General features: G+C 64.8%; 22 protein-coding genes. 19 read left to right on the top strand and 3 right to left on the bottom strand.

Annotated features, from left to right (window positions below; all coding sequences use genetic code 11):
- Nucleotides 1-121, bottom strand: a 121-nt coding sequence (locus V7D69_RS12975; protein WP_442947061.1) for a flagellin N-terminal helical domain-containing protein, incomplete at its 3' end; no start/stop codon positions are given.
- 256 nt (nucleotides 122-377) lie between these two features.
- Here V7D69_RS12975 and V7D69_RS12970 point away from each other — a divergent pair.
- From V7D69_RS12970 to V7D69_RS12880, 19 genes are all read left to right on the top strand, one after another.
- Nucleotides 378-1652 (top strand): sigma-54 interaction domain-containing protein, encoded by a 1275-nt coding sequence (locus V7D69_RS12970; protein ID WP_324060856.1) that lies wholly within the window; start codon nucleotides 378-380, stop codon nucleotides 1650-1652.
- Nucleotides 1649-2023 carry a flagellar hook-basal body complex protein FliE gene (fliE, locus tag V7D69_RS12965; RefSeq protein WP_324060849.1) on the top strand — a complete coding sequence of 125 codons (375 nt, stop codon included), beginning with the start codon at nucleotides 1649-1651 and terminating at the stop codon, nucleotides 2021-2023. Before V7D69_RS12970 ends, fliE begins: the two co-directional genes overlap by 4 nt.
- Before the next feature lie 6 nt (nucleotides 2024-2029).
- Nucleotides 2030-3793 (top strand): flagellar basal-body MS-ring/collar protein FliF, encoded by a 1764-nt coding sequence (gene fliF / locus V7D69_RS12960; RefSeq protein WP_324060850.1) that lies wholly within the window; start codon nucleotides 2030-2032, stop codon nucleotides 3791-3793.
- The gene (gene fliG / locus V7D69_RS12955; protein WP_324060851.1) at nucleotides 3793-4800 is read left to right on the top strand and encodes a flagellar motor switch protein FliG; all 1008 of its coding nucleotides are present in this window, start codon (nucleotides 3793-3795) and stop codon (nucleotides 4798-4800) included. Before fliF ends, fliG begins: the two co-directional genes overlap by 1 nt.
- Entirely contained in the window at nucleotides 4793-5428 is a 636-nt protein-coding gene (locus V7D69_RS12950; RefSeq protein ID WP_324060852.1) for a FliH/SctL family protein, read from the top strand. The genes fliG and V7D69_RS12950 overlap by 8 nt, the downstream gene beginning before the upstream one ends.
- The gene (locus V7D69_RS12945; protein WP_324060853.1) at nucleotides 5422-6744 is read left to right on the top strand and encodes a FliI/YscN family ATPase; all 1323 of its coding nucleotides are present in this window, start codon (nucleotides 5422-5424) and stop codon (nucleotides 6742-6744) included. Before V7D69_RS12950 ends, V7D69_RS12945 begins: the two co-directional genes overlap by 7 nt.
- A 25-nt stretch (nucleotides 6745-6769) precedes the next feature.
- Nucleotides 6770-7198 (top strand): hypothetical protein, encoded by a 429-nt coding sequence (locus V7D69_RS12940; RefSeq protein ID WP_324060854.1) that lies wholly within the window; start codon nucleotides 6770-6772, stop codon nucleotides 7196-7198.
- A 34-nt stretch (nucleotides 7199-7232) separates the two neighbouring features.
- Complete coding sequence (locus V7D69_RS12935) at nucleotides 7233-8774, top strand: hypothetical protein (protein ID WP_333606000.1); 1542 nt, start codon at nucleotides 7233-7235, stop codon at nucleotides 8772-8774.
- Nucleotides 8775-8801: 27 nt separating this feature from the next.
- Nucleotides 8802-9392 (top strand): flagellar basal body-associated FliL family protein, encoded by a 591-nt coding sequence (locus V7D69_RS12930; protein WP_324060860.1) that lies wholly within the window; start codon nucleotides 8802-8804, stop codon nucleotides 9390-9392.
- A 17-nt stretch (nucleotides 9393-9409) separates the two neighbouring features.
- Nucleotides 9410-10303: a FliM/FliN family flagellar motor switch protein gene (locus V7D69_RS12925; protein ID WP_324060861.1), complete on the top strand. Its 894-nt coding sequence runs from the start codon at nucleotides 9410-9412 to the stop codon at nucleotides 10301-10303.
- A gap of 44 nt (nucleotides 10304-10347) precedes the next feature.
- Nucleotides 10348-10650: a flagellar motor switch protein FliN gene (fliN, locus tag V7D69_RS12920; RefSeq protein WP_324060862.1), complete on the top strand. Its 303-nt coding sequence runs from the start codon at nucleotides 10348-10350 to the stop codon at nucleotides 10648-10650.
- Between the two features lie 6 nt (nucleotides 10651-10656).
- Complete coding sequence (locus tag V7D69_RS12915) at nucleotides 10657-10950, top strand: flagellar biosynthetic protein FliO (protein ID WP_324060863.1); 294 nt, start codon at nucleotides 10657-10659, stop codon at nucleotides 10948-10950.
- Nucleotides 10947-11840 carry a flagellar type III secretion system pore protein FliP gene (gene fliP / locus V7D69_RS12910; RefSeq protein WP_333605999.1) on the top strand — a complete coding sequence of 298 codons (894 nt, stop codon included), beginning with the start codon at nucleotides 10947-10949 and terminating at the stop codon, nucleotides 11838-11840. The genes V7D69_RS12915 and fliP overlap by 4 nt, the downstream gene beginning before the upstream one ends.
- 16 nt (nucleotides 11841-11856) lie before the next feature.
- Nucleotides 11857-12147 carry a flagellar biosynthesis protein FliQ gene (gene fliQ / locus V7D69_RS12905; RefSeq protein ID WP_324060864.1) on the top strand — a complete coding sequence of 97 codons (291 nt, stop codon included), beginning with the start codon at nucleotides 11857-11859 and terminating at the stop codon, nucleotides 12145-12147.
- Complete coding sequence (gene fliR, locus V7D69_RS12900) at nucleotides 12147-12926, top strand: flagellar biosynthetic protein FliR (protein ID WP_324060865.1); 780 nt, start codon at nucleotides 12147-12149, stop codon at nucleotides 12924-12926. The genes fliQ and fliR overlap by 1 nt, the downstream gene beginning before the upstream one ends.
- Nucleotides 12923-14059, top strand: coding sequence for an EscU/YscU/HrcU family type III secretion system export apparatus switch protein (locus V7D69_RS12895; RefSeq protein WP_324060866.1), 1137 nt, complete (start codon nucleotides 12923-12925; stop codon nucleotides 14057-14059). Before fliR ends, V7D69_RS12895 begins: the two co-directional genes overlap by 4 nt.
- 54 nt (nucleotides 14060-14113) lie before the next feature.
- A complete protein-coding gene (gene fliD, locus V7D69_RS12890) occupies nucleotides 14114-15598 on the top strand; it encodes a flagellar filament capping protein FliD (RefSeq protein WP_324060867.1) in 1485 nt (494 codons plus the stop codon).
- A 1-nt stretch (nucleotide 15599) separates the two neighbouring features.
- On the top strand, nucleotides 15600-15971 hold the full coding sequence (locus V7D69_RS12885) for a flagellar protein FliS (RefSeq protein ID WP_324060868.1): 372 nt from the start codon (nucleotides 15600-15602) through the stop codon (nucleotides 15969-15971).
- A gap of 172 nt (nucleotides 15972-16143) precedes the next feature.
- A complete protein-coding gene (locus V7D69_RS12880) occupies nucleotides 16144-16776 on the top strand; it encodes a response regulator transcription factor (protein ID WP_324060869.1) in 633 nt (210 codons plus the stop codon).
- Nucleotides 16777-16804: 28 nt separating this feature from the next.
- Here the strand turns inward: V7D69_RS12880 and V7D69_RS12875 are convergent, their stop codons facing one another.
- A complete protein-coding gene (locus V7D69_RS12875; RefSeq protein ID WP_324060870.1) occupies nucleotides 16805-17242 on the bottom strand; it encodes a hypothetical protein in 438 nt (145 codons plus the stop codon).
- A 205-nt stretch (nucleotides 17243-17447) separates the two neighbouring features.
- Nucleotides 17448-18593, bottom strand: coding sequence for a pyridoxal phosphate-dependent aminotransferase (locus V7D69_RS12870; protein ID WP_333605998.1), 1146 nt, complete (start codon nucleotides 18591-18593; stop codon nucleotides 17448-17450).
- Nucleotides 18594-19534 lie beyond the last annotated feature (941 nt).

Below are 19534 nucleotides of genomic sequence, written 5' to 3'. Positions count from 1 at the left end.
TCGAGCTGTTGATGCGCTTGCCGGTCGACAGACGCTCCATGGCGGTGCCCAGCATCTTGTTGGCGGCAGTTGACGCGTTCGACGCCTTCAGCGCGCTGATATTGGTATTGATGACTGACATGTAAAAGCTCCCGTTACGTGTCCCGAAGTCCGGGCAACCTGCCGGCCCATCCGGACGGCTGCCATGCACTAGACCGGCAATGAACCGGCAAAGTTAAGCCGCCCCCTTGCCGGATGCTTGCCGGACGCCCTGCAGAGGCTTGCCGCGTAACGGCAAAAGTACGTGTTCATACGGGGACTTAAATTTCCAATGTCTTGGCCGTTGAAACGGATAAGCGCCCTTGGAACTGGTTAATTCCACGGGGGACAATCGAGACATGGCCGCTCTGGCTCTTAACGATGATTTTTCGCGTCGGCATGGCACGATAGCTGACCGCGCGAGGGCAATCGCGACTTCTCTTTTCGACTGTGGCGCCATCGAACTTCGCGATGCGGCTGACACGTCGCCGCTTCGTGCCGGGGCACGCACGGTGCGGCTGACGCGCGGCCAGGTTCCCGCGATCGGACGCGTCAGCTCCGGTCCCGTCGAACTGACTTATGCAGACCCCGCCAGCGAAGCGTCGCTTGCCATGCTTCTTGCAGCGATGGCAGGCCCGGAAGGCCCCATCGCAGCTGACGCGGAAAGCCTGTCCATCTTTGCCCTGGCCGACCGGCTGGCAGTGAGCGACATACCGGTCCTGATTAACGGCCCGACCGGCACCGGCAAGGAAGTGCTCAGCCGCTTCATTCACGCCCGCAGTGAGCGGCGCGACGGTCCGTTCATCGCCGTCAACTGCGCCGCCATGCCGGAGACCATGCTGGAAGCGATGCTGTTCGGCCACCAGAAAGGCGCTTTCACCGGCGCCACTCAGGCCAGCGAAGGCTTCATCCGCGCCGCTGACGGCGGCACCCTGCTGCTGGACGAAATCGCCGAGATGCCGCTTCAGCTCCAGGCGAAGCTGCTGCGCGCGCTGCAGGAACAGGAAGTCGTGCCAATCGGCTCGACCCGGCCGATCAAGGTGAACATTCGCGTGATCGCCTGCGCCAACCGCGATCTGCCCACGGAAGTCGCGGAAGGCCGGTTTCGCGCCGACCTGTATTATCGCCTCAACGTATTCCCGCTGACCCTGCGCCCGCTGCGCGAGCGCCCGGACGACATCGCCCCGCTCGCCTTCGCCATGGCCTTACGCCATGCGCCCGATGCGGCGCGCGTGCCCGTGCTGAGTGAAGGCGCTCTGGCCATGCTCAAGCTGCACTCTTGGCCGGGCAACGTGCGCGAGCTGGAAAACGTGATGCGCCGGGCGCTGCTGTTGACGTACGGCCGGGATGTGATCGCGCCGGAGCATGTGGTCTTCGACAGCCCTGTCCGACTGGTCACAGCCCCCGCGCCGACCACCATGGAAGCACTGGCGGCCGAACCGCGCAGGCTTTCCAGCGTGGTGCAGATCTCCGAAGCGCGCGCCATCGTGGAGACGCTGGAAGCCTGCGGCGGCAACCGTGGCCGCGCCGCGCGCGAACTCGGCATCTCGGAGCGCACCCTGCGCTATCGCCTGGCGTCACTGCGTGAGGCCGGAATCGAGATCGGCCGCACCGCGATCGGTGGCCGGCGATGAGCGGCATTTCGGGCATCGCCGGCGGCGCTGGAGGCATTCAGCAGATCATGCAGATGCGCCAGCAGATCATTCAGCGCAATGATCTGCTTCAGCAACTCCATTCCACGCAGGGCGCTGACGCCGCTGGCGCCGCCAGCGCGCCCGCTCCGGCGCAGGGCTTCGCCGATACGCTGAAGAATGCGCTCGATGGCGTCAATTCCGTCCAGGCCAAAGCGGACGGGCTGACCGATGCTTACCAGCGGGGCGAAGTCACTGACGTCGCCAAGGTCATGCTCGCACGTCAGGAAGCCGGCGTCGCCTTCGAGGCGACCCTGCAGGTTCGCAACAAGCTATTGTCCGCATACCAGGACATCATGCGCATGGGGGTCTGATAAAAAATGTCCGATCTCGTTCCAGCTACTCCTGACGGCGCTCCGGGATCTTCGCTTCCCGCGCCCGCTTCCATGTTCGCACCGCTGACTGACCCGGCGGGCGGCAGCGTTCTTACGCGCTTGTCCGCCTTCGCGGCGCAGCCGGCGATCAGGAAGACGCTGCCCGTCTTCGTCGGCCTTTCGGCCATCGGCGGTGCGCTGCTCGCCTGGAGCGCGCTGTCGCCTTCGCCGCAGCGCACGCTTTACACGCAACTCGATGACAGCGAGCGCGCAGGCGTGGTCTCCGCGCTCGATCAGGCCGCGATCAAGTATCACATCGACAATGATACCGGCGCCGTCACTGTTGCCGAGGGCGATTTCTACAAGGCCCGCATGCTCGTGGCCTCCAACGGCGCATTGGCGACGCCGGAGACCGGCGACCAGATGCTGGACAAGCTGCCGATGGGCGCCAGCCGCGCGCTGGAGGGTGAACGCCTGCGTTCCGCGCGCGAGCACGACCTGCAACTTACCATCGGCGAAATCGATGGCGTGGATTCGGTCCGCGTCCACCTTGCCGAAGGCGAGAAGTCCGTCTTCGTGCGTGACAACGTGGCGCCTTCGGCTTCTGTCATGGTGCGCATGAAATCCGGCCGGCAATTGAGCGAAAGCCAGGTCAGCGCCATCGTCAATCTCGTGGCCGGTTCAGTGCCCGGTCTCTCGCCCGACACCGTAAAGGTCGTGGACCAGCACGGTCGCCTGCTTTCACAGGGGGGCACCGCGGACTCGGACCGGCTCGACCTGCAGGCGCGCATGGAGAGCAAGCTGCGCGAGCAAATCTCGCAGCTTTTGCGCCCGATGCTGGGAGAGGGCAATTTCTCGTCCGAGATCCAGATCGAGCTGGACATGAGCGACATAACCTCCGCACGCGAAAGCTATGATAAGGACGGCGTCGTCCGTTCCGAAACGCAGCAGCAATCGCAAACGACCGGCACGGGTCAGGCCGCTGGCGTACCGGGTGTGCTCGCCAACACGCCGCCTCCCGCGACGCAGGCGCAGGCCGGACCGCCGCAGGGAACCCAGCCCAACGCGACTGCGACGCCGCCCACTAACGGCGAATCCTCCTCCAGCCGCACATACGAGCTGGGCCGCGAGGTTTCCGTCTCAAATAGCGGGCCAGGCTCGATCAAACGCCTCTCGGTCGCCGTGGCCATCAGCGCCGAAGCGATGAAAGGCGCCAAGGGCCAGGAGCTCAAGGACCTGGAGGCGCTGGTCAGCGCCGCTGTGGGCGCCAACCCGCAGCGCGGCGATCAGGTGAAAGTCGTGACGCGAAGCTTCGAGCCGATCAAGGAGGACGCGCTGCCCTTCTATGAGTCCGGCTGGTTCGCCATGGTGGTGCGCAACGGCGCCGCCGTGCTGGCGGTGCTGCTGGTCCTGCTCCTGGGCGTACGGCCGATGATAAAGGCCCTGCGCGGCGACACGCCGAAAGCCGCGAAGGACAAAAAGAACAAGAAGGCAAAGGCTGAAGGCGCCGATGACGAGGATGACGAGGGCGAGCGCGAAACGCTGGCGATCGGGGCCGAGGGTGCGCCGGTGGCCAGTGCTCCGCGCCTGCAGGAAATTCCCGGCGCGGACGGCGTGGACGTGCAGATCAACCGGGCGGAGCTGCTGACCCGCCAGCTTGACCTTGCGCAACGCCTGGTGGCCGAACAGCCAGCCAGCGCCGTTGCCGCGCTGCGCCAGATGCTGAACGAACTGCCCGCTGACGAAGAAGCCAAGCAGGAAGCCGCGTGATGAGTGAAGTCCTTGCCTTGCGCCCGGCGGATAGCGCCGCGGTGATGATGATGCTGCTCGCGGAAGACCAGACCGCGCATATCCTTGCGGAACTGGAACCCGAGGAACTGCGCCTGCTGGGCGAGAAAATGTGTGCCCTGGGCGAGATCGGGCCCGAAGTCATCGCTCAGGCCATCGCGGGCTTTGTCGAAAAGACGGAGAAGCTGGGCCTGGTCGCGCATGACCGCGTGGGCCAGGTGCGTTCCATGATGAACCGCGCCATCGGCGAAGTGAAGACCGAGAACCTGATGCGCCGGATCCTTCCGGAACAGCCGCAGACGTCCAGTCTGGAACTGGCGCGCTGGCTCACCCCGCAGGCATTGGTGCCGCTCGTCAAGGATGAGCATCCGCAGACCCTCGCGGTGCTGCTGGTGCAGCTCGATCCCGAAGTCGCCGCCGAAGTGCTTCATTCGCTGCCCAAGGAAACGCAGCCGGAAATCATTCATCGCATCGCCACGATCGGTCCGGTCTCGCCAGATGCGATCGCCATGCTGGAAGAACTGCTCAATCGCCGCATTGCCGAATACCACGGGCAGCGGCCGCTGCAGATGGGCGGCACGCGCGAGGCGGCGGATATCATCAACGGAGCGGGCAAGGCGGCGGAGAAACGCATCCTTGGGGAATTGACCAAGCTCGACAAGTCGCTCGCCAAGAAGATCGAGGAAGAGATGTTCAAGTTCGAACATCTCTTCGTGCTCGAACCGCTGGCCATGGGCACGCTGCTGCGAGACGTTCCCAACGACACGCTGATCGACGCGCTCAAGGGCATCGGCGAAGAGGAACGCACCTTCTTCTTCCAAGCCATGTCAAGCCGCGCCGCCGATGGTGTGAGGGACGAGATTGCCGCGCGCGGCCGCACCAAGCTGGCCGACGTCGTGGCGGCGCAGAAGGAAATCGTCGCCATTGCCCGCAGACTGGCGGCAGACGGTTCAATCGTGTTCGGCGCCGGTGAGGACGATTATGTCTGACCTGAGCTTCCCGCTGCCGCGGTCCGGCTTCAACCAATTGGAAGTCTTCGCACGGCCGGTACGCTTCATGCCTGACGCCCGGTTCGCCGGCCTGCCCGACGAACCAGCCCCTCAGCCGCTGCCGCCGATCGCGGAAGAGGTCGCTCTCGAAGACATGCCGGACCCGGTCGCGGACGCTTATAACAACGGTTTCGTTGCCGGTTACGAACAGGCCATGGCTGAAGCGAAAGCCCATGCCGCCGCCGACGACGACGCACGCCAGGGTCTTGCGCTGTCGATCGCCCGCCTCGATTCCGCGCTGGAGGAAGAGCTGCGCCTGCGTCTGCGCGATACAGTGGCGGCGCTGTGCGAAGCAGCCATCGCACCTGTGGCTCTGGACCAGGATGCGCTCGTGCGCCGGGTCCAGCGAGCGGCCGCGATGCTGGCCCGCGCCGATGACGAGCGCGTGATCCGCCTGCATCCGAAAGACGTCGAACTGGTGTCGCCGCGCTTGCCCGAGGAATGGCACGTGGAACCTGACGCCAGGTTGGAACGCGGCACGATCCGTATAGAAAGCGCTAACGGAGGGGTCGAGGACGGCCCCGCGACCTGGCGCCTTGCCATCGCCGAGGCGCTGCATCAGTGCTGAAGCTCTGGGACGCCATCCTGACGGACCTGGGCAGCGAGCCGGTGGAACTCGCGCCGCGCCGCTTCGGCCGCGTCACCGCTTGCGACGGCGGACTGCTGGAAGTCAGCGGGCTGACCGTGCCGGTCGGCGCGATGTGCCGGATCGCTCAGGGACGCGACTTGTCGCTCTCCGCCGAAGTCATCGGCTTTCGCAATGGCCGGACCATGATGATGCTTCTCGGCGATACGATCATGCTTCGCCCCGGCGCACGCGTCTGCCCCGAAGGGCGACCAGGCATGCTGCCCGTCGGCGAAGGCTTTCTCGGCCGCGCGGTCGATGGCGAGGGCCAGCCGATCGACGGTGGGCCGCCTATTCACACACGCTTGGAATGGCCAGCGGGCGGCGTGCGCACTTCGGCGCTTGATCGCAGCCCGGTGCGAGAATGCTTCGACACTGGCGTGCGTGCGCTGAACGCCCTGACCACCTTCGGCATAGGGCAACGCATCGGCGTGATGGCGGGATCGGGCGTGGGCAAGTCCGTGCTGATCGACATGATCGCGCGCGGCTCCAGCGCCGACATCGTCATCGTCGGCCTGATCGGCGAGCGCGCACGCGAGGTTTCCGATTTCGTCGAACGGCACATGAATGCCGAAAAGAAGGACAAGACCGTGGTGGTGGCCGTGCCCGCCGACCATGCGCCCAACTTGCGTCTGCGCGGCGCCATGCTGGCCACCTCGATGGCCGAGCATTTCCGCGCTCAGGGCAAACGGGTCCTGCTTATCATGGACAGCCTTACCCGCGTGGCGCATGCCGCGCGCGAGATCGGCCTGCTACTGGGCGAGCCCGGCGCGGCGCGGGGATATCCGCCCTCGGCCCTGGCGACAATCACCAAGCTGGTGGAACGGGCGGGCAATTCGGCAGCGACCGGAGGCTCGATCACTGGGCTTTACACCGTGCTGGCCGATGGCGACAATCAGGATGACCCGGTGGTCGACACGGCCCGCTCAATCCTTGACGGGCATATCGTGCTGTCACGCGATCTGGCTCAGCGCGGGCAATATCCGGCAGTCGATATCGCCGCTTCGCTCAGCCGCGTGATGAATGACATCGTAGCTCCGCAGCATCAGCAATTCGCCCGCGAATTTCGCGCGCTGACCGCCAGTTACGAAGCCAATCGCGACCTGGTGCTAATGGGGGCGTATCGCGCGGGCGCCGACGCGAAACTCGATCGCGCGATCGCGATGCATGACCTGCTGACCGCGTTCCTGTGCCAGCCCGCCGGGGAGACCATCAGCCTTTCGGACAGCGCCGCGCAGCTGACGGCGCTACTGGGATGAGAATGGGCGCGGCGGCTGGGTGGCCATGATGAAGGAAGAACGCCAGCGCCTCACCCGGCTGCGCCGCCTGGAAAAGATCCGCGCGATCGCCAAGCAGACCGCCGCCGCTGAAGCGGCGCAGGCCGAAAGCACGCTTTCGCAACTGCGCACGCTTTCCGAACGGACGCGCCGCATGGCTTCCGACTACGCCAACCGCCGCCAATTGGACGATGGCGCCGCCCTGCATCAGCTCGGCCGTTTCGTCAGCGGCTTGCAGGCTCTTACCCGCACGACGGACGGCGACGCCCTGCGCGCGCAATCGATCGCGGACGCCAAGCAGCAGCAGCTTGCCGAGGCGGAACGCCGCCGCGCCGCGATCGAGGAACGCGCGGCCTTGCAAGCGCGCTTGATCGTCAAAGGTTCCGAACAGCCCGTCCTGGGCGGCAGAAGGGCATCTGGCACGGGTCTTGAATAGAATACCGCATCCGCCTGGATGAGGACCCGTACCCATGATCCCGACTACAGCCTCCACGCTTTCCGCCGGCCTTTCACAGGTCACCGGCAAAGCGCATGGGGCCTCCGCGAAAAAAGCCGAGGCGGGCAGTTTCTCAGCAATCCTGCAGGATTCCGCGGCCGACGCTGACAACGCGGACGCTTCGGCCACGCCGATCCCGGACATGGCGACCGCCGCCGAAGGGGAAACGGTCTCTCTTGTGGCTCTTTCCGCCGGCGGCAATCCCGGCAAGGCAAACGGCAAAATCTTGCCGGACACGGTCAAGGCGGCCACCGATGCCGATGCGCGCGCGCACGAAGACGACACGGCCCATTCGGAGACCGGGACCGATGCCGCCGCAGTGCAGGCCGCTCTTTCGATGATGGTGCCGCTCGCCCTTGCTCCAGCGACCTTCCAGCCGTCGGCTCGATCCGAGACGCCAACTGCCGCTTCGCCGTCACTTCCGGGCACGGGGCCTGTCGCGCGTGGCCTGCGTGACAACAGCCGTGCCGCGGACGCTGCGTTCGTCGCAACGGCAGCAGCGACGGTTCGCGCCGAGGCGAGAGGCAAGCCTCTCGATCAGACGCCACCGACGCCTCAAGCCTCGCCCGCACAAACGCAGGCGCAAACGTCCTCAATCAAGCTGGCGCCGATCGAGATCGTGGCGGAAACGACGCCGGCAACCAGCGCGCAGTTGGCGACCCGATCCGCAGCGGCGCCCTTCGCACAAGGCTCTGAGCTAGCTCAGGCTCAGGCGCCCACCCAGCCCGTGCAAGTGCAAGCGACAGCGACTTCATCAGCTTCGTCGGTCCAGGCGGCAAGCACGCCATTGCCCGGTAGCAACACCGCGAGCGGCGGCGGATCGAACGGCAAGAGCGCGACCGGTCGGGACGCGGCAAGCGCTTCGCGTCGCTCCTCAACCGTTGAACCTGCCTCCGCCAAGATCGCCGGCACCCTCACGGCTGAGCCGGTGCTTGCTCCTGCAGCTCCGGTCTCTCACATCCTGGAGGCGGCCCAACCTCGGCCTGTCACCGCCTCGGCGCCCAGCCTCTCCATCGCTCAGCCCTCCCATGCCGAAGCACCGCAGGATTTCGCCACGCTCGTCGCCCGCCTTGCCGAAGCGCGCGAAGCGGCTAGCCCGCAGCTGGTGCGCACCGCCATCGCGCACGCCGAATTTGGGCAAATCTCGCTGCAGTTCCGGCACGAAGACAATGCGCTTTCTGTCACGATGACGAACAGCGATCCCGGTTTCGTGGGGGCCGTGCAGGCCGCCGCGAATGCGTCTTTGGCGGGGGGCAACAACGGCGGTGGAGACGATTCCGCCCGGCCGCAGCATCAACAACAGCAGCAGTACACGTCCGCTTCCTCGCAACAGTCCGCCGGTAACGGTGCCGGCGCGGGGAACGGATCGGGTCAGAACCAGCAGGGCCGCGCCGAACAGGCGGCTCACACGATGAACCGTGGGCAGGGAACGGGATCCCGCTCGCAGGATCGGGGCGCAACCGCGTCGCGCACGGCCGACAATGACGCTCGGCGCGGCGGCGGCATCTACGCCTGATCGTCCGAACACCAGGGGGAATTTTGAATGAGTGACAAACCGGCCAAGGATGGCAAAGGCAAGGGCGGCAGCAACAAGCTGCTGATTATCCTTACTGCCGTGGGTATGCTGGCGATCGGCGGCGGCGGCGTCTTCGCGCTGGTGGCGACCGGTATGATCGGCGGCAGTCACGCCGCGGAAAAAGGGCCCCAGGGCCCACTGTTGGTTCGCAAGGGCGAAGTCGATCCCTACGCGCCCAAGGGCAAGGAAGGCGAAAGCGCCGAGGCGGCGGCCGACGTGGAAGGCGAAGGGGGCGACGAATACCGCACCGCCTACTTTACCTTCACTGAGGACTTCACGTCGAACCTCAGGGACTCGAACTCGCTGATCCAGACCAGCATCGCCTGCTCCACCCGCCGCGATGGCCGCGTCCTGCTCTGGCTGAAAAAGCATGAGCTAGCGATCCGCTCCAAGGTGCTGGCGATCCTGGCCGATACGCCGGAGGACGACATCTACACCGTCGAAGGCAAGGATCGACTGCAGAAGCGGATGACCACCGCGATCAATCAGGTCCTGATCCAGAAGGAAGGCTTCGGCGGGGTTGATTCCGTCTACTTCCGCACTTTCATCGTCCAGTAATCCGGCGTCTGATCCAGATGACATTGGCAACCGCAAAATCCGGCGATCGCGCGAAAGCGAAGCATTGCGCCGAACTGCTGGGAACGGGGCCGTCGATCGACGAGCTGGTTCCCGCGCTCTCGCTGTTGGGAGAACGGCTTGCTCGCCTGTTGCCCGGCCGCCTTGCCCGCTTTTCGGGCGGGGAGCCGCCGCTGGTGCGCATCGGCATGCCGATGGATTGCACACTCGCCTCGATCCAGGCGGACATTGAGACGCTGGCCTCGCACGCGCTGATGGCGGTCGGACCCGCCGGACTGCTGATGCTGGCGACTTTCGAAGCGGCGCCGGTGCTGCGCCTGATCGATCGGGCTTTCGGCGGTCGCGGGACTGTGCCCGATCCGCTGCCGGACAGCTTCCCGCTATCCGCCGAGCTGCTGCTCGCGCGGCTGGAGGAAGCTCTGGCCGAGGCGTTGACCGCCGTATTCGGCGGCGTGGAGGAGCACAAGGTGCGCTCACTGCGCCGCGACACCAGCTTGCGCTACCTCAACCCCTTCGACAAACGCGAGGAACTGCTGCAGCTCTCGCTCGAAGTCGAAGAGCCGGGCGTTGAGCCTTGGTCTTTCTCCATCGCTTTCCCGCAATCGACCTTGGCGACGGTGACCGCCACGCCGCGCCACCCGGTCCGCAGCCTGCCACGCCAGACACCGGACGCCGGCAACGAACCTTATGCCTCGGTGCCGGTTCCGGTCACCGCGGTGCTGGTCGACATGATGATCGGCTTCTCGCGTCTTTCGGCCCTCAGGCCGGGAGACGTGCTGCCCGTCGCCATCGCGCGTTCCGTGCCGTTGCAGGTCGACGGGCGAACCATCGCCACCGGCACTATCGGCGAAGTCGAAGACCGCGTGGCAGTCCAGATCCTCCAAGCATTTTGACACAAGCATTTTGACACAAGCATTTTGACAGGGGCATCATTTCCATGACCATTCATTCCCGTGGCCTCGACTTTCTGCGCGATGTCGACGTTCGCCTTTCGGTCGAGCTGGGCCGCACGCAGATGAAACTGAAGGACGTGCTCGCGCTTGGGCCTGAAAGCCTGGTGGTGCTCGACCGCCTGACCGACGAGTTGCTTGACGTGCTGGTGAACGGCAAACCGATCGCCAAGGGCGAGGTCGTTTCGCACAACGGGCGTTTCGGCCTGCGCATCGTGGAGATGGTGGGCATTGAGGAAACCGCGCCTGCTGAAGCGCCCGTTGTTCTTACGGAAGCGGGCGAGGTCTGATCCTTCATGCTCTGGTATATCCTCAAACTGATCGTGATGCTGCCGCTGATCGGGGTCCTCGCCTGGGGATGCCTGAAGATGGCGAAAAAGCTGCAGGACCGCGCCGGTATCGGCGCCGGTACGAAATCGATCCGCATCGTCGAAACGACCATGCTCTCTCCCACGCTCAAGCTGGCGGTGATCGAGTTCCATGGGCGCGAGATCCTCGTCTCCGCCTCGCGCCAGGGGCTTACTCGCCTTGCCGAAGCCCCGGCGCGCCCGCGCGCCGAGATGGCGGACACGGAAAGTCTGTCCCGGTGAAGCGCCTCCTCTCCCTTTTCGCGGCGCTGTCCATGCTAGCGGCGCCGGCCGCATCCTTCGCTCAGGCGCAAGCACAGCGGCCGCCCACGGCTGCGCCCGCACCCGCTCCGGCTGCCTCCGCGCCCGTGGCGACGGCTGCCTCCGCATCCACCAGCCCCGCCGGCTCCAGCTCCAGCTCCAGCTTCACGACAGCGCCCGCCGCCAAGGCAATACCCGGCGCACTGGACCGCGCTTTCGGCTCGCTGGGCGGCACGAATGGCCCCGGCATGAACCTGTCGCTCCAGCTGCTTCTCATCATGGGGCTGCTGACGATCCTGCCCAGCCTGATCCTGATGATGACCAGCTTCACTCGCATCCTGGTGGTGCTGGCGATCCTGCGTCAGGCGCTGGGCCTGCAACAATCGCCGCCCAATCAGGTGCTGATCGGTCTTTCGCTGTTCCTCTCGCTGTTCGTCATGGCGCCCACCCTGGAGCGCGTGAACCAGGTGGCCATCGCCCCCTACGCCGCGGACCAGATCAATTCGGAGCAGGCGATCCAGAATGCCGGCAAGGAATTTCACGCCTTCATGATCCGTCAGACCCGTGAACGCGATCTGATGATGTTCGCTGATATGGCCAAGGCGCCTAAATTCGCGAGCAGCGCGGACGTGCCCTTTTCCATCCTGCTTCCAGCCTTCGTGACGAGCGAGTTGAAAACCGCATTCCAGATCGGCTTCATGCTGTTCCTGCCGTTCCTGGTGATCGACCTTGTCGTCTCTTCCGTGCTGATGTCGCTGGGTATGATGATGATGAGCCCGATGGTGGTTTCGCTGCCGTTCAAGCTGCTGCTGTTCGTCATGGTCGACGGCTGGGCCCTGCTGATGGGCTCTCTGGCGTCAAGCTTCGGATAGGCGGGCAGGACTGACCATGGACGATATCTCGGCTCTTTTAGCCTTGGCGGACAAGATGCTTTGGGTGACAGCGCTGGTCGCGGCCCCAGTGCTGCTGGCCGCGCTTGCCGTCGGCCTTGTCGTCGGCGTCATCCAGGCCGCAACCTCAGTCAACGAACAGACGCTGACTTTCGTGCCCAAGCTGGCGGTCATCGCGCTCGTGCTGGTTCTTCTCGGCAGTTCGATGATGACGCTGATCGGCGATTTCACGCAGGAAATCTTCGCGCAGATCGCCCGCACCGGGCAGGCGGAGCAAGTGACGCCGTGATGAACCTGGACTTCGGCTTCGGCCCGCTGGAGGCCGAATTCTGGCGGCTCGTCTTCGTGATGACGCGGATCGGCGCCGCGATGCTGGCCGCGCCGCTGTTCGGAACCGCCGCGATACCGCCGCAAGTGCGCGTGATCGGCGCCGGTGCGGTGGCCGTGATGATCTGCGCCTGGACTGATGTGCAGGCGCCGGCAGCCTTGCTTTCGCTGGCGGGGTTGTTGAGCGTGGCCGGAGAAGTGCTGGTCGGCCTGACGCTGGGGTTCGTGCTGCAGATTTCCTTCGCCGCCCCGGTGATCGCCGCCGAAGTCATCGGCGGGGGCATGGGCATGAACATGGCGGTGGCCGTAGACCCGACATCAGGCACGCAGTCGCCCGCGCTGGGTCAGTATTTCATGGTGGTGATGACGCTGATCTTCCTGGCCCTGGGCGCGCATCTGCAATGGTTCGCCCTCGTGGTGGACAGCTACAAGGTCTTTCCACCCGGACATACCTGGCTGGGCGCGGAACGCTTTGCCATGGTCGCCGGCTTCGCCTCGCAGATGTTCGTAACCGCCGTCACCATCGCCCTGCCGGTCACGCTGGTCCTGCTGGTGGTGCAGATCGTCACCGGCGTGCTCAGCCGCTCCGCGCCCTCGCTCAACTTGTTCTCGCTCGGCCTGCCCGCCGGCGTTCTGGGCGGCATTGCCGCGCTGATGCTGGCGGCCCCCGTCTTCACCGATCTGGTCGTGCAACTTTCCGCTGACGCCATCACCGCCACGTCGCAGGTCATGCGCAAATGAGCGAGCAGAGCGGGGAAAAGACTTTTGCGCCAACCGCAAAGCGCAAGCGCGAGGCCGCCAAACAAGGCGACGTCATCCGCTCGCGCGAACTGGCGACGGCGGCCGCCGTCGCCGTGGGCGCGATGTGGCTGCTGCTGGCCGGCCCTTGGCTGCTGAGCCTGCTGGGAAGCGCCCTGCGGGCCGGCTTCACCTGGGACCGGTCTTCGCTGGAGGATTTCACGCCGGGCCGCCTGATGTGGACCACCGTGCTCGCCGCCATGCCGCCGGTATTGATCCTCGGGCTGGCGGTGATCTTCGTCTCGCTCGCTTCTCAGCTTGGCTTTGGCGAGGGCCGCTGGATCGCGGGCAACCTCGCGCCCAAGGCATCGCGGATCAATCCGCTTTCCGGGTTGAAGCGCATGTTCGGTCTCAACGGCTGGATCGAAATGGGCAAGAGCCTGGCCAAGGCGGGCCTGCTGGGCGCCATTGCCTGGGTCTGGGCCAGCGGCCGGATCGAAAGCTTCGCCAAGCTTGGCCGTGGCGACCTGTTCGGCCAGCTTTCCTGGGCATGGCACACAGTGATTCTGCTGCTGTTCTGGCTGGCGGGCGGCCTTTTCGTGATCGCCCTCTTCGACCTGCCGGTGCAATTGTTCCGCCGCATGACGCGCCTCAAGATGACGCTGCAGGAAGTGCGGGATGAGAACAAGGAACAGGAAGGCGCGCCGGAGAAAAAGGCCGCGATCAAGGAACGCCAGCGCAAAATCGCGATGGGCGGCCTGGTCCCGGCGATGAAGGACGCGCAGTTCCTCATCACGAACCCGACGCACTTTTCCGTCGCTTTCGCTTATGATCCGGAGAAGAACCACGCGCCGGTGGTGGTGGCCAAGGGCCGCGGGGACAAGGCGTTGGCCATGCGCGAGCTGGCTGCGGAGTATCAGGTGCCGCTGCTCGAATATCCGGCGCTGGCGCGTTCGGTATTCTATACCACGCGCGAACATCAAGCGATCCGCGAGGAGCATTATAGCGCAATCGCCGCGATCCTGGCCTTCGTCCTTGCCATCAAGCGCGGCGAGAAACGCATCGCGCCGCAAGTCACCGTGCCAATCACGCTCCGCTTCGATGCGGATGGCCGGCTCGACCCGGCCAGCCTCTGACCCGGCTATGGCAAAAGCCCTTAACCTCCCCCGCACAGGACCGTCCTAAAGGCCATGGCTATCACCGCAACATCGGGCGCAACGAGCACGACTGCGACAAGTTCGTCGAGCGCGTCGGCCGCCAGCAACACGCTCAAGACGCAATCGCTGGTGACCATGCTGGGCGGTGGCAGCGGCATCGACATGGCCGCGCTCGCCAACAATCTGGCCACCGCGCAGTTCGAGGCGCGAACCGCCAACCTCACGGACAAGCAGACCAAACTCAATACGCAGGTCTCGACCGCGTCGAACATCAAGTCGATGTTGCTCACGCTCGACAATTCGCTGGGCACGCTGGTGCGCGCGGGCAGCCTGGCGCGCACGCCGACGATCGGCAACGGCGCGGTCGCCAGCGCCTCGCTTTCAGGCACCAGCCAGCCCACCGGCAGCTATTCGCTGGAAGTGAGTCAGGTCGCCAGCGGCCAGAGCCTGGCAAGCGCGGCCTACAGCGCCTCTACGGCCACGGTCGGCTCGGGAACCCTCACGCTTCATTTCGGCGCCGTGTCGAGCACCAGCTTCACCGAAGACACCAGCCACGCCCCGGTGGACATCGCGATACCCGCCGGCGCCACGCTTGCCGACGTTGCCAAGGCGATCAACGGCGCGAACACCGGCGTCACCGCTTATGTCGCCAATACGGCCAGCGGCGCGCAGCTTGTTTTCAAGGGTGCCGAGGGCGCGGCCAACGGGTTCACCATCCAGGCCACCGAGAACGCGGGCGACCCCGGCCTTTCCAACCTCGCCTGGTCGCCCGGTTCCTCCACAGGAACGCTGATGGCGACCGCGAAGGACGCCGCATTCAAGATCGACGGGCTTTCCTACGCCTCCAAGTCAAACACCGTCACCGACGCCATTCCGGGCGTGAAGCTTCAACTCACCGGAACCAATGCGGGCGCGCCCACGACCATTGGCTTCACTGATCCGACAGAGAGCATCGCCAGTTCGATGCAGGACTTCACGGACGCCCTGAACGAACTGATGTCGACGTTGAACTCGGCGACGGGAATCGGCGGTGATCTCGTTGGGGATCAGGGCGCCCGCTCGCTGAAGCAGGCGCTTTCAGGGCTCGCCGGCACCATCATCATTCCAGGCGCCACGGGCGCCGCCAAGACGCTGGCGGACCTTGGCCTATCAACCCAGCGCGACGGCACCTTCGCGCTTGACGCCTCTCGCCTCAACGCCACCATGACGGCGGACCCGGCAGGCGTCACCGCCATGTTCACCAACGGCGTCTTCGGCGTCTTCGCAACTGTCGACAAGATCTATCGCGGCGCCATTTCGGCGACCGACACCAATTCGCTGGGCGGTTCGATCACAAGATACACCAAGCAGCTTTCGCAGATCAAAGACGACCTAAGCAAAGTGGCCGACCAGCAGGAAGCCCTGCGCAGCCGCCTGGCGTCGCAGTTCGCGGTCTCGGAAGGTCTCGTCAGCGAATCCAAGTCGACGCTGACCATGCTCCAGGGCCAGATCGCCCAGTGGAACAAGAGCGGCGGCTGACATGCTTCTCCAACAATCTCCCGGCGAAGCTTATCGCCGCGTCGATTTCGACGCCCGTGTAACCGGCGCCCGGCCCGCCGAACTCGTCCACGTATGCTATGAACACCTTATCGGCGCTCTCGGAACCGCGATGCACGCGCACGAGAAGGGCGACAACGAGCTAAAAAGCCGCTCGATGACCCGCGCCCTGACCGCGATCACGGCGTTGCAGATGGGCGTTTCCAGCGAACATGCGGTCGGCTCGGCGCTTAACCAGCTTTACGCGGCCGCGCGGCGCACGATTCTGGATAACGCGCTGACCTTCGACGCTGGGCAGATCACCACCATCCGCAACGATTTCACCGAGATCGGCCAAGCCTTACGCAACGCCTGACGGACCGTTGACCGAACGGGCGCACCCGTTTCGGTGGCCGTTCCGGCCAGCGCCGCCGCCACTCGGCGCCCTCTGCCCGCACCAGTCACTCGATTCTGGAGCAGGTATGCCGCGCCTCGTGCGATCGATGCGAATATCTCCCTAAGCACAAATCGCGAAGGGAGTATTCCCAGTGGAACATGTCTCTAATCTGATCCTGATAGACAACGACACGCGCCGTCGCGCGGCCATCAGTCATGCCCTTTTATCGGCAGATATCCACGTCGAACCGTTCGAGAACGTCGTGGAGCTTGCCGGCGCCTGGCCCCGTTCCGGCGTCATATTGATTCACGACCGGCCCGGTGCGGTCGAAGAACTGATCCAGGCCATGGCCGGCCACGGAGAATGGTTTCCGATCATCGCCTTCGGAGAAAACCCCGGCGCTCGCCGCATCGTCGACGCGGTGCTCGACGGGGCAGTCGATTACATCGTCTGGCCTCTTTCGTCCGGCGAGCTGGCCAGCACGCTTTCCCGTGCCATCGAACGCGCAACGGCGGTTGGCAATGCAAAGCTCCGGGAAATCATGGCCCGCGCCAGACTGGAACGGCTGACACGGCGCGAACGCGAAGTGCTGGGCGGCGTGGCCAGCGGCCTATCCAACCGCCTGATCGCCGAACGACTGGCGATCAGCCCGCGCACCGTCGAAATCCATCGGGCAAACATGCTGCACAAGCTGGGCGCCAATCACACGTCGGAAGCGATCCGCATCGCCATAGAAGCCGCCCTGGTCACGCGTGACGCCAACGTGAATCGTTCGCTTTCCTGATGGAAACGGGGCCTAAGCCGCAAGCGTCCTAATGGGAACGAGATGCCGGTCCGGGAAAAGAAAACCAGGCCCCCCCGCCGCATTCAATGTCAGAGAGCAGTGCACCACTGTAAGCGGCCAGCAGGGCCAGGGCCGGCGTTTCTCCTTCAGACATGACCTCGTCCCCGCCGTCGCTCACGATCACGGTGGCCAGGCTGCAACCGTTCTTCCCGCGTGATACCATGAATGCGACATCGGGACCGAATATCGCCAGCACCGCGCTTTCGGTCGCGCCGCAGGCCAGCATTGGTTCCAACGCAGCGGCATCGATCCATCTGCTGCCGCAACTGCCGACAACTCCGCGCAGCAACAGCATGGCCTCCCGCACGCGATCCGCTTCATCGGCGGCTGAGCTGCCAATGCAGCGGTGCGCGAAGTCGCGCAGGTTCGCCGCCCACACTTCGGGTTCCGGGATTCTTTCGTTCATTTACTTTCGCCACTAAGAGGCCGCAGCCCGTCAAAAAAATGAACGGCTCGCCCGGCCTCACCCCTCTCTTTGAATAGGTATAGCAGAAAAAGGCTTCTTTCCCCTTGCTAAAAGCTGACGGGAGAGCCCTGACCGGAAAATTGCGCTATGGATGGGCGCGCGCCCGCGACGAACCGAATGAAAGCGGCTCCAGCCCGCCTGGCGATCACCGCCTGGCCGCGAACCAGGGCGCCATACGCTCGATTGCGTCCGCGATCTCGGCCGGCGAAACCGCGAAGCTGAAACGGATATAACGTCCCCCTTCCACGGGATCGAAATCGATGCCCGGCGCGGTGGCCACGCCCGTGTCCTGAAGCAACTGGCGACAGAACGAAAGGCTGTCATTGGTCATATGGCCGATTTCCGCCCATATGTAGAAAGCGCCGTCCGGTGGAGCGATCCGCTCCAGCCCCAGACGCGGCAGCGCGGCCAACAGCATCTCGCGGTTGCGCGCATAATTCGCAAGGTGGCCCTGCAGCTCCTCGCGGCAATCGAAGGCGATCAGCCCAGCGTGCTGGGCCAGCACCGGCGGCGTGAGGAACAAGTTGCCCATGCGCGCCCGCGCGGGCTCAATCAGCGCCGGCGGCACGACCAGCCAACCGAGCCGCCAGCCCGCCATGCTGAAGTATTTGGAGAAGCTGTTGACCACCAACGCGTCGGGCATGTGTCGCAGCATCGATTGCGCCGCATCGCCATAAGTCAGGCCATGGTAGATTTCGTCGGAGATTGCGGCGATGCCCTTGCGCCGGCACACTTCAGCGATGGCCGCCAATTCTTGAGGTGCGATGATCGTGCCAGTGGGATTGGCCGGGCTGGCAAGGATCAAGCCATCGGGCGCGGGATCCAGCGCCTCCAGCGCGGCGGCGGTGATCTGATAGCGCTCGGCCGGGCCGCAGGGGACCTCCACCGGCTCGATGTACATGGTCTTCAGAGTATTGCGGTAAGCGACATAGCCGGGCCGCGCCAGCGCCACTCGTGCGCCTGGCGCGAACAGGCAGGATAACGCCAGCACGAACGCAGGCGAGGCGCCGCAAGTCAGGATCACTTGCTCCTCGCCCACGTGCACGCCATAGCTTTCATCGTAGTGGCGAGCGATGCGTTGCTTCAACGCGGTGCTCTCCCAATAGCCGCCCGGATCGCTGTCCAGCATCTGGTGAGCAGCGACAATCGCCGCAGCTGGCGCTCCGGTCGAGGGTTGGCCATATTCCATATGAATCACGTCGCGCCCCTGCCCGGCCAGATCATAAGCCAGGCGGCCGATGGAGATGGCGTGGAACGGTTCGACTTGCGCAATCGACTGAGGTGAAGGCATGGCCGGGTGCTACGCGCGCGGGCGACATCCCGCAAGTTCTCGGAGGGAGGGCCAACCGCTTTTGCCGCATCAACGGGCAGCGGCCGATGTTTTAATTTCGAGCGCAAGCCCGACCCGAAACCAGACCGAGGTTGGGGAAAGGCTTTGTCACTATCTGGCAGGGCGAGGTGAAAGAATTGCAGTTGACCGAGCTGGCGCGCGTCCAGATCGCCGGGACCGCGGCAAGGTTCGCTATTAGCCTGTTACCGTTGGCTGCATTTCAAGTCGATCGCGCGCATAGCCAAGGCAGACGGAAAACCTCCCTCGCGTGCTCTCTCTTCGGCCACGCAACGCTGCCTTGGGCTGCGAGTGTCCCTCGGACGCACAGGCACGACGCGGACGTCACCGTAACCAGGCACGTTGACGACACGCTCAACAGAACGGGTGTCGTCTGCCGGTACGGGCATCAAGTACACGTAGCCCTGCCCCGGCACATTGATGATGCGTGGTGAAGGGGCGGACTGCTGTTGGGACGACTGCGCTGCGATCGGCGAGGCCGCACCAATCGCGAGCGATGTCGCCCCCAATGCGACGGCCAAGGATACGAGACGCGCCATAGCGAAGCATATGGTCTCGAACAGGGCGGACATCAAGATTAACAGCTGGCAGCTCCGCATACCGCGTAACCCTACCATGCGAGAATTGTACAACACGCTAAGTAAGCTCTGATGTATAATTCGTCTGCCGGGTCCGAATAGACTGACTTCGCTCCGGCACTAGTTCGGCCGGTCAACTCTCATCATCGAAAAGGAGCATGTCATAACATTGGCATTCATCTCGCGCGTCGGGCGGGAATTTGACCCAAAATCAGGCACAGTTGATCGCCCGCTGGCGAGTGCGGGGGTGATGCCGGGAGGGCAGCAGGCAGGCAGCAGTGCGGCCGGCGTGTGGGGGCCTGAACC

It is taken from the genome of Novosphingobium sp. (assembly GCF_036733805.1).
GTDB lineage: Bacteria > Pseudomonadota > Alphaproteobacteria > Sphingomonadales > Sphingomonadaceae > Novosphingobium.
The sequence above is the reverse complement of the archived record's forward strand: the minus strand, read 5'-3'. Positions and strand labels throughout refer to the sequence as shown.

Coding starts and splice junctions, on each gene's coding strand:
- V7D69_RS12970 (WP_324060856.1), top strand. CDS start 378: ATGGCCGCTCTGGCTCTTAACGATGATTTTTCGCGTCGGCATGGCACG.
- fliE (WP_324060849.1), top strand. CDS start 1,649: ATGAGCGGCATTTCGGGCATCGCCGGCGGCGCTGGAGGCATTCAGCAG.
- fliF (WP_324060850.1), top strand. CDS start 2,030: ATGTCCGATCTCGTTCCAGCTACTCCTGACGGCGCTCCGGGATCTTCG.
- fliG (WP_324060851.1), top strand. CDS start 3,793: ATGAGTGAAGTCCTTGCCTTGCGCCCGGCGGATAGCGCCGCGGTGATG.
- V7D69_RS12950 (WP_324060852.1), top strand. CDS start 4,793: ATGTCTGACCTGAGCTTCCCGCTGCCGCGGTCCGGCTTCAACCAATTG.
- V7D69_RS12940 (WP_324060854.1), top strand. CDS start 6,770: ATGATGAAGGAAGAACGCCAGCGCCTCACCCGGCTGCGCCGCCTGGAA.
- V7D69_RS12935 (WP_333606000.1), top strand. CDS start 7,233: ATGATCCCGACTACAGCCTCCACGCTTTCCGCCGGCCTTTCACAGGTC.
- V7D69_RS12930 (WP_324060860.1), top strand. CDS start 8,802: ATGAGTGACAAACCGGCCAAGGATGGCAAAGGCAAGGGCGGCAGCAAC.
- V7D69_RS12925 (WP_324060861.1), top strand. CDS start 9,410: ATGACATTGGCAACCGCAAAATCCGGCGATCGCGCGAAAGCGAAGCAT.
- fliN (WP_324060862.1), top strand. CDS start 10,348: ATGACCATTCATTCCCGTGGCCTCGACTTTCTGCGCGATGTCGACGTT.
- V7D69_RS12915 (WP_324060863.1), top strand. CDS start 10,657: ATGCTCTGGTATATCCTCAAACTGATCGTGATGCTGCCGCTGATCGGG.
- fliQ (WP_324060864.1), top strand. CDS start 11,857: ATGGACGATATCTCGGCTCTTTTAGCCTTGGCGGACAAGATGCTTTGG.
- fliR (WP_324060865.1), top strand. CDS start 12,147: ATGAACCTGGACTTCGGCTTCGGCCCGCTGGAGGCCGAATTCTGGCGG.
- V7D69_RS12895 (WP_324060866.1), top strand. CDS start 12,923: ATGAGCGAGCAGAGCGGGGAAAAGACTTTTGCGCCAACCGCAAAGCGC.
- fliD (WP_324060867.1), top strand. CDS start 14,114: ATGGCTATCACCGCAACATCGGGCGCAACGAGCACGACTGCGACAAGT.
- V7D69_RS12885 (WP_324060868.1), top strand. CDS start 15,600: ATGCTTCTCCAACAATCTCCCGGCGAAGCTTATCGCCGCGTCGATTTC.
- V7D69_RS12875 (WP_324060870.1), bottom strand. CDS start 17,242: ATGAACGAAAGAATCCCGGAACCCGAAGTGTGGGCGGCGAACCTGCGC.
- V7D69_RS12870 (WP_333605998.1), bottom strand. CDS start 18,593: ATGCCTTCACCTCAGTCGATTGCGCAAGTCGAACCGTTCCACGCCATC.